This window comes from Paenibacillus amylolyticus (assembly GCF_051136285.1).
GTDB lineage: Bacteria > Bacillota > Bacilli > Paenibacillales > Paenibacillaceae > Paenibacillus > Paenibacillus amylolyticus_F.
Map to the genome: position 1 here is coordinate 6,123,501 of NZ_CP194938.1, position 14,508 is coordinate 6,138,008.

Sequence of the window (14,508 nt, forward strand, 5' to 3'; positions counted from 1 at the left end):
TCATGATACACATCCTTCATTTTTATTTAACGAATTTATATTCAAACGAAAATGAAATAAATAAGTTAAGCGTCACTTCTGATCATGCAGAAAAAAGATAACACCATACCAAAAAACCTTTTTCAGTTTTCTGGAAAAGGTTTTTTGGTATTATTACTTTTACATCTCATCCTAGTTAGATAAGAGCTTTATCCATTTTTGATGGTAGAGGGCAGACTCTTGATCAAATCGTCATTTGGCGTAACAAACAGGGTTTTCTGGTGGTCATAAATGACAAATCCGGGCTTTGCACCGCTTGGTTTGCGTACATGACGTATATACGTGTAGTCCACAGGCACGCTACTGGATTCTTTCGCTTGACTGAAATAAGCTGCCAGTTGTGCCGCTTCCTCCAGCGTAGCTTCACCAAAATCAGTGCTGCGAATGACGACATGTGAACCTGGAATGTCTTTGGTATGCAGCCATGTATCATTAGCAGACGCCAGACGGTTAGTTACATATTCGTTCTGCAGATTGTTTTTGCCGACCAGGATGTCAATGCCTTCCGACGAAGTGAATTGATGCACCGTTGGACGGTCGTTTTTCTTTTTTTTCTTGCCTTTTTTGTTCCGATCACGCAGGTAACCCTGCTGTACAAGCTCGTCCCGAATCTCTTCGATATCATTCATGGAGGCGATGGACAGCTGTTGAAGCAGGTTGTCGAGATAAGCAATTTCATCTTTTGTTTTGCCGAGCTGCTCGTGAATGACAGCCAGACTGTTCTTGTATTTGTTATAACGTTTGAAATAACGCTGCGCATTATCAGATGGTGTGAGCAGCGGATCGAGCTGAATAGTAATGTTGGCCTGATTCTCATCGTAAAAGTTAATAAGCTCTACACTCTTGTCACCCTTGTTGACCAAGTGCAGGGAAGCGAATAACAGCTCACCCCACAATCGGTACTTGTCCGCATCGTCTGCATCAAGCAAGTCCTTGTTGAGGTTATCAAGCTTTTTAATATTTTTATTGCGCTCATTCTGCAAGAATCGGAGCAGATCGCTGACTCTTTGTTTAACCGTATCACGTTCGGCCTTATCCCCGTAGTATTCTTCCATGCATTTGCTCATGGTATCATACGTTTTTTCCTGATCCTGAATGCTCTGCAGTCGTATGGCAGCAAAGACCATTCTCCCTTTGGCGTTCAGTCCTGTTACAGGGGTGTACAGCTGATCTTTGACAGGCTCCAGCACCGATTCAAAAGCAGTCCAGAGTGTTTCCGCTTCAATACGATCGGAGTCAGAAGCTGTCCGGGATGCAATTTCCCCTGCAATCAGCGGGCTCATACCACTAAATGCATTGACCAGCCAGCGTGAAGCATCGGCTCTTGTTTCTATTGCTGTTTTTGAGTCTGATTCAACTTCTGTCGCGGTCTCATCTTCACTTTTGTCTGTATCCACAGCTGTTGCAAACAGATGTCCAAACTCGGTTTTGGATACCTCGAGCGGATTGCTTTTATGCTGTTCAGGCGGCGCAGTATATGAGAAACCTGGCATGATCACGCGGTAGCTGCTTATGGATGGTGTGACATGGTGGATACCGTCCATAATAGCATCTGTCGCAGGGTCAAGCAAAATGATATTGCTGTGACGCCCCATGAGTTCGATGATGATACGTTTGGCCGAAACATCCCCAAGCTCGTCCCGCTGACGTACATCGATATGAATGATACGTTCCATTCCGATCTGACGGATATTTTCAATGATTGCCCCTTCGCAATGCTTGCGCATCAGCATGCAAAACATCGGTGCCTCTGTCGGATTCAAAAAACTTTTCTCTGTAAAATGTACACGTGGATACGTCGGGCTTGCCGAGACCAGTAATTTGCTGTTGCCGCGCTGGGCCCGCAGGGTGAGCACCACATCATGGCCGTTAGGCTGATGAATTTTGCTGATGCGTCCTCCGATACAGCCTTGTAACTCATGTACGATGGCTCGGGTTACGATACCGTCAAGTGCCATATTGTCCACTTCCTCTCTATCGAACATCTGCATGAGTTCATGCAAAATGATTAATTCACATACGAATGGCTCAGTAATCTTCGCAGACCTTTATTTTAGCTTATTCTGCCCACCAGGGAAAGGATTCACCTTCCGGGTGCTATTCACGGACCTGTCCGAATACATATAGAGCAGGTAGTTTGTCCGGCACAGTGTACAGCCTGCCCTAACAGCCTGCCGGTGAAGAGGTGAGTGTGCATTGCAGATGAAATAAGACTGGGAGGGAATTTTGGAGCATGGAACATACCAAGTGGCATCAACTGAACGACGAAGAGCTTCGTGAAACTCTCGGCGTGAGCCCGCAAGAAGGGTTGACGGACGAAGTGGTGGCTGAGAAACGGAAGATTGCCGGTTCGAATGAATTGAGTGAGGGAAAGCGGATATCACCGATTACTCTACTGCTGAATCAGTTTAAGGACTTCATGGTGTTAGTACTCATGGGAGCAACGCTGGTATCCGGTTTGCTTGGAGAGTATCTGGACGCGGTAACGATTGTGGCTATTATTATGCTGAACGCCATTTTGGGATTTGTACAGGAGTTCCGGGCGGAACGTTCTCTTCGTGCACTTAAACAGCTCTCGGCTCCAGCCGCCAAAGTGCTCAGGTCTGGACAGGAAGTACATCTTGCTGCCAACCAATTAGTACCGGGAGATATTATCATGGTGGAAAGTGGTGACCGAATTCCCGCTGATGTGCGCTGGCTGGAAACCAACAGTCTGGATGTAGAGGAATCAGCATTAACCGGAGAGTCCGTGCCCGTCAGCAAATATTGCAGACCCATAGCCAGTGAAGATGTACCTCTAGGAGATCAGAAAAATATCGGTTTTATGGGCACCATGGTCACCAGGGGAACAGCCAAGGGGGTTGTCATTCGGACGGGTATGAACACGGAGATGGGCAAAATTGCCGATCTTATCCAGAATACGGAGGAGCAGGAAACTCCGCTGCAACACAGACTGGAACAGTTAGGCAAAATTCTGATCTTTGTCGCGCTGGGATTGACCGTAATGGTGGTAGTCGCAGGTATCTTGCATGGACAACCCGCGGTAGGCATGTTCCTGGCAGGTGTCAGCCTCGCCGTGGCGGCCATCCCGGAGGGCTTGCCGGCTATCGTTACGATTGCGCTGGCGCTGGGTGTTCAGCGAATGATTAAACGGAAAGCGATTGTGCGCAAACTACCGTCTGTGGAAACATTAGGTTGTGCTTCTGTGATCTGCTCGGATAAGACAGGTACACTCACGCAGAACAAAATGACGGTAACACATGTGTGGCTGGAAGGGCGCAGTGTTAAGGTGACCGGAGATGGTTATGCGCCGGAAGGCCATATGCTGGAAAATGATCGAATCATAGAACTGAAAAATGACCAGTCACTTCGAAGAATGTTACAGATTAGTGCCCTTTGTAATAATGCCAGCATTGTGGAGACCGTTCTGAACGATCCAGACAGCAAAAAAAAGAGCAAGGAGTCCAAAAAAGACAGCAAAAAAGGTCAGAAGAAAGGTGAGCAGGAGGAAGAACAGGTCAGTGCCAGCCAAGTGCTCTGGGAGTTAAAAGGGGATCCGACAGAGGGGGCGCTGGTGGCTATGGCCTCCAAAATGGGTCTTACTCCGTCTGGTCTCAAGGAATTATATGACCGGGAGCAGGAATTTCCGTTTGACTCCGAGCGTAAACGCATGTCAGTGATGGTCAAACATCAAGGCGGGCGTATGATTTATACAAAAGGAGCACCTGATGTACTGATCGAGCATTGCAGTTACATTTTATGGGAAGGTAAAGTGGTTCCGTTCACTGGAACCTTGCGCCAGAAAGTGATGGCAGCTAACGAAAGCATGGCGGGTAACGCCTTGCGGGTGCTCGGCATGGCTTATCGCGAAGTCAAGCCGAAGGAACGTGTTGCTGACGAGCATGCAGCAGAAAGTCAGCTTGTCTTTGTAGGTCTGGCAGGTATGATCGACCCGCCTCGACGTGAAGTTCGTGATGCCATTGCGACATGCCGCAAGGCAGGCATACGCACGGTGATGATCACAGGGGATCATGGAACAACGGCTGAAGCTATCGCTCATCAGCTGGGCATCCTCCCCCGCGGCGGAGCATCGCTAAGCGGGCAGCAGTTGGCAGGCATGACGGACGAGCAACTGGATAAACAGGTGAACGATATCTATGTGTTCTCCAGGGTATCACCTGAGCACAAACTGCGTATCGTCAAATCGCTTCAGCGCAAAGGACACGTTGTGGCGATGACTGGTGACGGGGTTAATGATGCGCCTGCGATCAAGGCATCCGATATCGGGATCGCGATGGGCATTACCGGTACAGATGTGACAAAGGAAGCATCCTCCCTCATTTTGAGTGATGATAACTTCTCCACTATTGTGGCAGCCATTGAAGAAGGACGTAACATTTATGAGAACATTCGCAAGTTTATTCGTTATTTGCTGGCCTCGAATGTTGGCGAGATTTTGACTATGTTTTTTGCGATGATGATGGGTTTGCCGCTTCCACTCGTGCCAATCCAGATTCTGTGGGTGAATCTCGTGACGGATGGTTTGCCAGCGATGGCACTCGGGGTAGATCAGCCGGAAAAAGATTTGATGGAACACAAGCCACGCGGTGCAAAGGAGAATATTTTTGCCCGCAGACTAGGGTGGAAAATTATTAGCCGTGGTGTATTAATCGGACTATGTACGCTTGGTGCCTTCTGGCTCACACTTCAGGCCGCCCCGGATCATCCGGGACAGCTTATCAAGGCTCAGTCTGTTGCTTTTGCAACATTGGTTCTTGCTCAGTTGATACATGTGTTTGACTGCCGAAGTTCGCGTTCGATTTTTCATCGGAATCCTCTGCAGAACAAATATCTGGTTCTTGCGGTCATCTCATCGGTTGTGCTGATGCTGGTGGTAATGTACGTAGAGGCACTTCAGCCAATCTTCAAAACTGTACCTCTCGGTCTGCGTGAATGGGCCATTTGTATCGTAGCTGCTGGTATTCCAACCTTCCTTATGGGCGCTGGCAGTGTCTGGGGTGGACGCCGCAATCGTCGCCGCATGGGTGGTCCTGGACGCTTCGTACCGAAAAGTACAAAGTTTTCAGCATAAAATCAATAGCTTTTACTAACCTGTTTCGGTATGCTATCCTCAAAATGATTCGAAGCGAAAGCTTTGATATTTTGCAGGGTAGCATTTTTGTATATATGATATGAAGATTAGCTATAAATAAACAATAAAGCTTTGGCAGCAGACTGCCAAAAGGAGTGGGCAAGATTATGGAATTTACGAAAATGCACGGACTAGGCAACGATTTTATCGTTGTATTTGGTGAAAAACAGCTTCCAGCAGATGCTGCTGAACTTGCAGTAAAATGGTGCAATCGGTTCTTTGGCATCGGAGCAGATGGCCTGGTTTATATACTGCCTTCGGAGAAGGCGGATTTTCAGATGCGCATCATGAATTCGGATGGTTCGGAAGCGGAGCAGTGCGGTAACGCCATTCGTTGCGTGTCCAAGTATGTATACGACCACGGGCATGTTGACCGCGAGCAGATTACGATTGAAACGATTGGTGCAGGTGTTCAGCCTGTGACGCTTAATCTCAAGGACGGTAAAGTGGAAACGGTTCGGGTAGACATGGGCGAGCCAATTCTGGATGGCCTTCAAGTGCCTACAACGGTAGATGCGAATCCAGTGGTCAATCATAACATTGAAGCGAATGGACATGCATTCAAATTTACAGCCGTATCTATGGGGAATCCTCATGCGGTCATCTATGTCGATGATGCGGTGAACTTTGATCTAACAACATGGGGGCCATTACTTGAGGTGCATCCGATGTTCCCGAAAAAGATCAATGTTGAATTTGCAACGGTACGTGACCGTGGATATGTAGACATGCGTGTATGGGAGCGTGGGGCTGGACCTACACTGGCCTGCGGAACAGGGGCTTGTGCAACACTGGTATCCTCTGTACTGAATGGTCATACGGATCGTACAGCTGTGATCAGCCTCAAAGGCGGCGATCTGAATATCGAGTGGAACGAGGCGGATAACCACGTTTATATGACGGGTCCGGCAGAAGTTGTTTTCAAAGGAGTTACTTCATAAATAAGTGAAGACGGTAATACAGAAGAGGCCTGCCGGGCCTCTTTTTTTATCCAAAGCATACAAGTTGTCCGGCTATAAAGGACGAATTCACAGCTTGAATAGCCGGATGTCTACTGGTGCTGGACATACAGCAAATACCTGTGTTTTTCTTCGTTTTTTTAGGTTTTTTGTGTTACATTAGTATGAAATGATCACAGTCAGGCGGGGGGAAATGGGATGAAGGCAGATTTACGTACAGCGATGAAGCAACGTGTTCTAGTTGGTGATGGGGCCATGGGCACATTTCTATATCAAATGGGGTTTCCGGTGGGGATTTCCTATGAAGAGTTGAACTTGACTTCACCTGAAGTTGTGGCTGATGTACATCGCCGTTACCGCGATGCGGGTACAGACATATTCGAGACGAACACGTACTCGGCGAATTTTGACAAGTTGTCCAAGTTCGGACTGGAGTCCAAGGTGGAAGATGTGAACCGTGCTGGCGTACGCATCGCGAAAGGAGTAGCAGGTGCAGAAGGATACGTTATTGGTGCAGTAGGTTCGATTCGCGGTGGCAAACGTACAAATGTGTCTACTAGTGAATTGAAACGCTTCTATCAACAGCAGATTTTTGCATTGCTGGACGAAGGTGTGGACGGTATACTGCTTGAAACCTTCTATGATATCGAAGAGATGGATATCGCGCTTCTGCAGGCCCGTAAGCTGAGCGACCTGCCTGTGATTGGACAATTTGCGGTAGAGGACGTAGGCCATACGCTGGATGGATTCACGATGCCGGAAGCATTTCGTATCATGCGCGAACAGGGTGCGGACGTTATCGGTTTCAATTGCAGATCCGGTCCGAATGGAATCATGCGCGCGATGGAGACAGTATCTGGACGCGTCGGTGTTCCAATGTCCGTATATCCGAATGCGGGTGCAGCGGATTATGTGGATGGTGAGTTCCGTTATGGTGCAACACCGGAATACTTTGGTCAAACAGCAGTACAGTTCGCAGATCTTGGTGCGCGTATCATTGGCGGTTGTTGCGGTACAACGCCTGACCATATCACTGCGATTAAACAAGCGCTCGCAGAGTATATAGTCTTGCCTATTGCTGAACCTGATCCTGCAGAAACTACGCCACGTATCGTGCTTCATGAGAACGTGGATGAACGCGCAGGACGCGGAGGCCAGCCAACGATTGTTGATCTGGTCAAACAGCGTCACACGGTCATTGTAGAGCTTGATCCCCCGCGTGATCTGGATGTTGCCAAATTTATGAAGGGTGCCGAAACGCTGAAGGCAGCAGGCGCGGATGCCCTGACGCTCGCCGACAATTCCTTGGCTGTAACGCGCATGAGTAATATGGCGCTTGGACATCTGGTGCAGGATCGCACAGGCCTTCGGGCGCTTGTGCACATCGCCTGCCGTGACCGTAACCTGATCGGAACCCAGTCCCATATGATGGGATTTGATGCGCTGGGCATTAACCATGTACTTGCTGTAACGGGCGACCCTGCAAGGTTTGGTGACCTGCCTGGTTCCAGCTCGGTGTACGACCTGACATCGTTTGAAATCATACGAATGATCAAACAGCTAAATGATGGTGTAGCTTTTTCGGGTAAGCCGCTGAAACAGAAAGCTGGATTCGTCATTGGAGCTGCATTTAATCCAAATGTGAAACATCTGGACAAAGCCGTACAACGCCTTGAGAAGAAAATTGCCTCCGGTGCAGACTATATTATGACACAACCCGTATATGATCCCACATTAATCGTTGCGATGCGTGAGGCGACCAAACATCTGGACATTCCTATTTTTGTCGGGATTATGCCGCTCGCAAGCGGCCGAAACGCGGAGTACCTGCACAATGAGGTTCCGGGTATCCAGCTTTCCGATGAGGTGCGATCCCGCATGGCAGGACTGGAAGGCGAAGAGGGACGTGCTATGGGAGTGAAGATTGCAAAAGAGCTGCTGGATGTAGCGACAGAGCACTTCAAGGGCATCTATCTGATGACTCCGTTTATGTTCTATGGCATGACTGCTGAACTGACTCAATATGTCTGGGAGAAATCGGAGCAGCAATGTCCTACTTGTTTCAACCCTGATAATCAATTACAATAGTAAAACGGATGTGATGCCGATGTCATTCAGTATGACCGGATACGGTCAATCCGCCTTTCATTTTGGCGGCTATAAGGTACAATTGGAGATCAAATCAGTCAATCATCGTTATTGCGAAGTGATGATGCGTCTGCCTAGAGAGTGGGCGTATTATGAAGATGGTTTGAGAAAGATCGTACAGAGCCGCTTGAAGCGTGGGCGGATTGATGTTTATGTAATGAAAGAAAAAGAGGAAGACCAGGCTCTCCCCGCTGTTCTGAATGAGCAGGTGGTCAGGGCCTATCTGCAGGCTGCGGAGCAGCTTGAGTCTCGATTTGGAATGCAGGGCAAACCGAGTATTATGGATATACTGGGGCTGCCAGATGTCATGGTTCAGCCGGATGGGACAAGTTCTCTTCCGGAGGAACAAAAAGACGAATGGGAGCAAGTTCTGCAGGACGGATTGAACGAAGCACTCTCCAGTCTGGAGCAGATGCGCGCTCGCGAAGGTCTTCATCTGGCCAGTGATCTGGAACGGCGGATCACCCGTCTGGAGTCGCTGCACACCGAGATGCTTGTACTTGCACCAACGGTTGTAAGTGATTACCGCAACAAGCTGAGACAGCGTCTTATGGAGTTGCAGGAAGACGGCTCTTTCCCTTTTGATGAGCATAAATTGGGTATGGAAATCGCAGTCTTTGCCGATCGTTCCAACATTGAAGAGGAGCTTACGCGTCTACTCAGCCACTTTGGCCAATGCAGAGCGTTGCTAAAGAGTGAGGAGCCGGTAGGCCGCAAGTTGGACTTCTTGATTCAGGAGATGAATCGTGAAGTGAATACGATTGGATCAAAAGCCAACCACTTGGCTCTGGTGAACCGTGTTGTCGAGATGAAGGCGGAGCTGGAGAAGATTCGTGAGCAAGCGGCGAACATCGAATGAACGGCCAAATTTCGACAGAAGAGTCGCATGTATAGGGGGAAGAACCTGATTATGGCAATCAAACTCATTAACATTGGATTCGGTAACATCGTATCGGCGAACCGGATTATATCCATCGTGAGTCCGGAATCGGCGCCGATCAAGAGAATTATACAAGAGGCCAGAGATCGTCACATGCTGATTGATGCAACCTACGGAAGACGTACACGTGCCGTAATTATTACGGATAGTGATCACGTTATTCTGTCTGCTGTTCAGCCTGAAACGGTCGCCCATCGTCTTTCTTCGAAAGATGATGATAACGACGAATAAAATGGAGTGTAATATGTCTAAGGGATTACTGATAGTGTTGTCCGGCCCATCTGGGGTCGGGAAGGGTACAGTATGCAGCGCATTGCGCAAACGGGTTCCAAATCTGACTTATTCGGTATCAGCAACGACTCGTCAGCCACGTCTGGGGGAAGAGCATGGAGTGAACTATTTCTTCCACTCGCATGATGAGTTTTTGAAGATGATTGCCGAGGATCAGCTGCTGGAACATGCTGAGTATGTTGGCAATTATTACGGGACTCCACGTGATTTTGTGGAGAGAACACTCAACGAAGGCCGCGATATCATTTTGGAGATTGAGGTTCAGGGTGCACTTAAAGTGAAGGAGAAATTCCCGGAGGGGATTTTTGTCTTCTTGCTTCCACCTTCTTTGGACGAGCTGAAAGATCGTATTCAAGGCCGCGGCACGGAAAGTCAGGCGACAATTGATCACCGGATGTCCGTTGCGGTGGACGAGATCAATCTGCTGGAACAGTATGATTATGCTGTGGTGAATGATGAGATTGATTTGGCTTGCAAGCGAATAGAAAGCATCATTATAGCCGAACATTGTAAGATCAATAAATAAATAATCCCTTTTGCCGCCGCGTACAGCGATATTAATGGGGCTGTTGTCATATTATGTTAAGGTTGAGGTTCAGTCTGGACTGCTGCCAGTACACGAAGACACGCAACATATAGGTTCTGTCCGGCGGCAACTTGTGATTATACTAAAGCAAAGAGGTGTTCTGTAATATGTTGTATCCTTCGATTGATGAAATGATGAACAAAGTTGACAGTAAGTATTCCCTGGTTGTTGCTGCATCCCGCCGGGCTAGACAGCTTCGTGAAGGCGAAAAAACAGAGCTGAGAAACGCAAAATCTCATAAACAGGTTGGCGTTGCTTTGGAAGAGATTTATAGTGATCATCTCATTGTGATCAAAGGGCAGGACGAAGAAGAAGAGTAAGCCCCCTGGGCTGCTCTTTAACTGCATACGGCGAAAGCCGAATTATTTTGACAACCGCGAGGTTGTTATTTTTTTACAAATAAGCCATTTTATCAGATTCATGAACTATTATATTGACTTGTATAGATGTCTTAACATTATCGGGGGATAGGAACATGTTGAACGGTAAAAAAATCGTGCTTGGCGTAACAGGAGGCATAGCGGCTTACAAAGCAGCGACATTATGCAGCAAACTGGTGCAAAAGGGAGCGGATGTACATGTCATTATGACCGCTTCGGCAACACAGTTTATTACCGAATTAACGCTGCAAACGTTGACCCGAAATGCAGTGTATACAGACACATTTGATGAACGTGAGCCGGCAGTTGTCTCCCATATTAATCTCGCAGATCTGGCTGATCTGGTGTTGGTAGCTCCTGCAACAGCGAATGTAATCGCCAAAATGGCACACGGTATGGCGGACGATATGCTCACAACAACGCTACTAGCAACCACTGCACCCGTGATGATTGCACCTGCTATGAATGTACATATGTATGATCATCCGGCGGTGCAGCACAATATGAATCTGCTTGCTGAACGCGGCACGTTAATGATCGAACCAGGCGAAGGCCTACTTGCTTGCGGTTATGTCGGCAAGGGGCGTCTGGAAGAACCGGAGACGATCGTGGATGTGGTGGAGCGTTTCTTTGAGCAGCGCGAGTCTTCCAAGGTGAAGTCTTCAGAACAAACTCGGATCGAAGTGCAGGGAACAAATCAGGCAATAATGTTACATGGAAAGAAAGTGGTAGTTACCGCTGGCGGTACGGTTGAACGCATTGATCCGGTTCGTTATATTACGAATGATTCATCTGGAAAAATGGGATTTGCCATCGCCGCTGCTGCGCGTGACCTAGGGGCGGATGTGAAGCTTGTTATGGGAAATACCCAGGCACAGCCTCCCGAAAATGTAGAGATCATACCCGTGCAGTCCGCACAGGACATGTATGAAGCGGTATCCCGGGAATGGGACGATGCAGATATCGTCATTAAGGCAGCCGCTGTGGCTGATTATCGTCCGAAGGAAGTTTACGTGGAGAAAATCAAGAAGAAAGGCGACACTCTGTCGCTCGAACTTGTGAAAAATATAGATATTCTGGAGACGCTGGGGAAGCGGAAGACACATCAATTTTTGATTGGTTTTGCCGCTGAGACTCAGTCGCTTGAGATGTATGCTCGTGAGAAACTGGAACGGAAAAATTGTGATCTGATCGTAGCCAATGATGTCACCCGTTCGGGGGCAGGATTTGGAACAGACACCAACGCGGTGCATATCTATGACCGTGAAGGGTTGGTAGAGGAGCTTGAGCTGATGTCCAAGGAAGATGTGGCTCATCGCTTGCTCCGAATTGCGGCGGAGCGCATTGCCGGGAGGAATTAGGAGATGGAGATTGCTAAGGTCATTGTCGATGTGCCTGTGAAGCAGACCGACCGGCCTTTTGATTATCTGATACCCGATTCCATGAAGGAATGGATTGAGGTCGGGAGCAGGGTAGGTGTTCCTTTTGGGCATCGCACAGTACAAGGGTTCGTCGTGGATCTGGTTCCGCGTACCGGAGAAGAATCGTTTAAGATGAAGCCCATTCAGGAGCTGCTGGACATTGTGCCGCCGTTGTCGAAGGATCTGGTGGAGCTGGCAGAATGGATGAGCGAGCGATATGCCAGCAATCGGATTTTGTCCTTGCAAGTGATGGTGCCAACGGCGCTGAAAGGAAAAGCCGAGCGATATATTTCGCTGGGAGAAGCGCTGGATGCACATGCTGACGGTAAGTCCTCAAGCGAAGAAGTGTTGTTTGTGTGGGGAGAGGAATCGACTACCGAGAAGGTTCAGCAGGATATTATCCGTTTTGTCAAAAGCAGGGGACAGGTGCCCCTGCAACAATTAAGCCGTAAGTACCCGAACCATGCAGCCTTGATCAAAAAGCTGTTGCTGACCGGTGTGCTTTTGGAAAGTCAGGCGATTAAGGACAAGCTGAATAAAAAAACGATGAAATCCGTGAATCTGGCTGTGGATATCACTGCTGCGGAAGAAGCACTGTCCTCATTCCCGGCAAAGGCGCAACGGCAGAAGGAGATTCTTTCTTTTTTGCTGGAGATGAAAGATCTCTTACCCATGCCTTTAAAGGAAGTACTGTCTACTTTGCAGGTCTCGGCAGCAACGATCAAAGGGCTTGAGGAAAAAGGCTTGGTTGTGACAGAGGACGTGGAAGTTTTCCGCGATCCGTATCAGGGAAGACGTTTTAAACCGACAGAGCCGCTGGAATTGACAGACGAGCAACAACGGGTTTTTGGTAGTATTAATGGACGTTTGCAGGAACGGCGTCATGGTGTCTTTTTATTGAATGGTGTTACCGGAAGTGGTAAAACAGAAGTTTATCTGCAGACCATTCAACAGTGCATCAATCAAGACAGACAGGCTATTGTACTGGTACCTGAGATCGCACTAACCCCGCAGATGGTGGAGCGTTTCAAGGGACGTTTTGGCGACCAGGTCGCGGTCATGCACAGTCGTCTTTCCGGCGGCGAACGTTACGATGAATGGCGCAAAATCCGTGAAGGTCAGGTGAAGGTGGCGATTGGTGCGCGTTCAGCTGTATTTGCTCCATTCAGCCGGCTAGGGCTGATTATTATGGATGAAGAACACGAAACTTCGTATAAACAGGAAGAGACGCCTAAATACCATGCGCGTGATGTGGCTGTCAAAAGAGCACAGCAGCATCAAGCTGTGGTGGTTCTCGGTTCAGCTACACCTTCGCTGGAGAGTTACTATGCTGCACGTTCGCAAAGCAACGATGATTTTGCACCGCTTTTGTTAGAGATGCCTACAAGGGCGCTTGGGAACAAACTGCCGGATGTCCGTATCATCGATATGCGTGAAGAATTGAAGGATGGGAATCGTTCCATGTTCAGCAGGGCGCTGCACAAAGGGTTGGAAGAACGTATAGAGCGCGGGGAACAGACGGTGCTATTACTTAATCGCCGGGGATATTCAACCTTTGTTATGTGCCGTAGCTGCGGATATGTAGCGGGTTGTCCTGAATGTGATATCTCTTTAACATATCACCAACGTTCCAACAATTTACGCTGTCATTATTGCGGATATGCTGAAGCGGCACCCGAAACATGTCCGGATTGCGGAAGCGAGCATATAAGGTACTTCGGCACAGGAACACAGCGGGTCGAGGAAGAATTGGCCAAGCTCTTCCCTGGAATTCGGGTGATTCGCATGGATGTAGATACGACGACGGAAAAAGGCTCACATGAGAAGCTGTTAAAACAGTTTCGGGAGAAAAAGGCGGATGTGCTGCTTGGAACCCAGATGGTTGCCAAAGGGCTCGATTTTCCGGATGTCACTCTGGTCGGAGTCATCACCGCTGATTCAGCATTGAATCTGCCGGATTTCCGTGCTGCTGAAAAAACATTCCAACTGCTTACACAAGTGGCAGGTCGGGCGGGGCGTCATCAATTGCCGGGTGAGGTATTTGTGCAGTCCTATACGCCCGAACATTACTCCATTGGACATGCAAGCCAGCATGACTACGTATCTTTTGTAAGAGAAGAACTGTTGCATCGTAGAAATTTGCAATATCCACCATACTGCCGCCTGATTCTGGTGACTTTCTCTCATGAACAGCTTCCGGTACTGATCCGACTAGCTGAAAACTATACTCGATTGCTGAAAGAGAAGGCGAACGCTGCCGGGTGGCTGGGCAGTCTGGATCGTTTCAGCAACGAAGCCTTTGATGTGCTTGGTCCTGTAGCTTCCCCTATTCCGCGGATCAAGAATAGATACCGATTCCAATGTATGATAAAATGGCGTGGGGATGTGGACGCCATTGGCTTGGCTCTGGCAACAGCCCGTCACATGGACGATGATGTTCAGGCCCAAAAGTTGCTTATTAGCCTTGATGTAGATCCGCAGATGTTAATGTAGACATTTTACAGCATTTTGATGCGATAAATGTGGATGTGAACAAGCGGTATAAACATAGATTAATATGAACAACGAAATAGAGATTATTATCGTGAAACT

General features: G+C 48.3%; 10 protein-coding genes. 9 read left to right on the forward strand and 1 reads right to left on the reverse strand.

The features are described 5' to 3' along the window. Positions 1–188: 188 nt before the first annotated feature. Positions 189–1,997 carry an Rqc2 family fibronectin-binding protein gene (locus tag ACR8BL_RS26780; protein WP_434753262.1) on the reverse strand — a complete coding sequence of 603 codons (1,809 nt, stop codon included), beginning with the start codon at positions 1,995–1,997 and terminating at the stop codon, positions 189–191. 275 nt (positions 1,998–2,272) lie between these two features. On the opposite strand from ACR8BL_RS26780, the gene ACR8BL_RS26785 reads away from it, so the two are divergent. The 9 genes from ACR8BL_RS26785 to priA all read left to right on the forward strand — a co-directional run bounded on the left by ACR8BL_RS26785 (position 2,273) and on the right by priA (position 14,409). Beyond that, complete coding sequence (locus ACR8BL_RS26785) at positions 2,273–5,131, forward strand: calcium-translocating P-type ATPase, SERCA-type (RefSeq protein ID WP_434750348.1); 2,859 nt, start codon at positions 2,273–2,275, stop codon at positions 5,129–5,131. A gap of 167 nt (positions 5,132–5,298) precedes the next feature. Further along, entirely contained in the window at positions 5,299–6,132 is an 834-nt protein-coding gene (gene dapF / locus ACR8BL_RS26790) for a diaminopimelate epimerase (protein WP_434750349.1), read from the forward strand. A gap of 216 nt (positions 6,133–6,348) precedes the next feature. Continuing rightward, positions 6,349–8,238 carry a bifunctional homocysteine S-methyltransferase/methylenetetrahydrofolate reductase gene (locus ACR8BL_RS26795; protein ID WP_434750350.1) on the forward strand — a complete coding sequence of 630 codons (1,890 nt, stop codon included), beginning with the start codon at positions 6,349–6,351 and terminating at the stop codon, positions 8,236–8,238. A 19-nt stretch (positions 8,239–8,257) separates the two neighbouring features. Then, positions 8,258–9,157 carry a YicC/YloC family endoribonuclease gene (locus ACR8BL_RS26800; protein ID WP_434750351.1) on the forward strand — a complete coding sequence of 300 codons (900 nt, stop codon included), beginning with the start codon at positions 8,258–8,260 and terminating at the stop codon, positions 9,155–9,157. Positions 9,158–9,208: 51 nt separating this feature from the next. Continuing rightward, complete coding sequence (gene remA / locus ACR8BL_RS26805) at positions 9,209–9,469, forward strand: extracellular matrix/biofilm regulator RemA (RefSeq protein WP_006209218.1); 261 nt, start codon at positions 9,209–9,211, stop codon at positions 9,467–9,469. Positions 9,470–9,482: 13 nt separating this feature from the next. Continuing rightward, positions 9,483–10,055, forward strand: a complete 573-nt coding sequence (gmk, locus tag ACR8BL_RS26810; RefSeq protein WP_434750352.1) for a guanylate kinase — start codon at positions 9,483–9,485, stop codon at positions 10,053–10,055. 167 nt (positions 10,056–10,222) lie between these two features. Next, entirely contained in the window at positions 10,223–10,435 is a 213-nt protein-coding gene (rpoZ, locus tag ACR8BL_RS26815) for a DNA-directed RNA polymerase subunit omega (RefSeq protein ID WP_434750353.1), read from the forward strand. 155 nt (positions 10,436–10,590) lie between these two features. Continuing rightward, positions 10,591–11,856 (forward strand): bifunctional phosphopantothenoylcysteine decarboxylase/phosphopantothenate--cysteine ligase CoaBC, encoded by a 1,266-nt coding sequence (coaBC, locus tag ACR8BL_RS26820; protein WP_434750354.1) that lies wholly within the window; start codon positions 10,591–10,593, stop codon positions 11,854–11,856. 3 nt (positions 11,857–11,859) lie between these two features. After that, positions 11,860–14,409 carry a primosomal protein N' gene (gene priA, locus ACR8BL_RS26825; RefSeq protein ID WP_434750355.1) on the forward strand — a complete coding sequence of 850 codons (2,550 nt, stop codon included), beginning with the start codon at positions 11,860–11,862 and terminating at the stop codon, positions 14,407–14,409. Positions 14,410–14,508: the final 99 nt, after the last annotated feature.

Coding starts and splice junctions, on each gene's coding strand:
- remA (WP_006209218.1), top strand. CDS start 9,209: ATGGCAATCAAACTCATTAACATTGGATTCGGTAACATCGTATCGGCG.
- ACR8BL_RS26800 (WP_434750351.1), top strand. CDS start 8,258: ATGTCATTCAGTATGACCGGATACGGTCAATCCGCCTTTCATTTTGGC.
- priA (WP_434750355.1), top strand. CDS start 11,860: ATGGAGATTGCTAAGGTCATTGTCGATGTGCCTGTGAAGCAGACCGAC.
- dapF (WP_434750349.1), top strand. CDS start 5,299: ATGGAATTTACGAAAATGCACGGACTAGGCAACGATTTTATCGTTGTA.
- coaBC (WP_434750354.1), top strand. CDS start 10,591: ATGTTGAACGGTAAAAAAATCGTGCTTGGCGTAACAGGAGGCATAGCG.
- gmk (WP_434750352.1), top strand. CDS start 9,483: ATGTCTAAGGGATTACTGATAGTGTTGTCCGGCCCATCTGGGGTCGGG.
- ACR8BL_RS26795 (WP_434750350.1), top strand. CDS start 6,349: ATGAAGGCAGATTTACGTACAGCGATGAAGCAACGTGTTCTAGTTGGT.
- ACR8BL_RS26780 (WP_434753262.1), bottom strand. CDS start 1,997: ATGGCACTTGACGGTATCGTAACCCGAGCCATCGTACATGAGTTACAA.
- ACR8BL_RS26785 (WP_434750348.1), top strand. CDS start 2,273: ATGGAACATACCAAGTGGCATCAACTGAACGACGAAGAGCTTCGTGAA.
- rpoZ (WP_434750353.1), top strand. CDS start 10,223: ATGTTGTATCCTTCGATTGATGAAATGATGAACAAAGTTGACAGTAAG.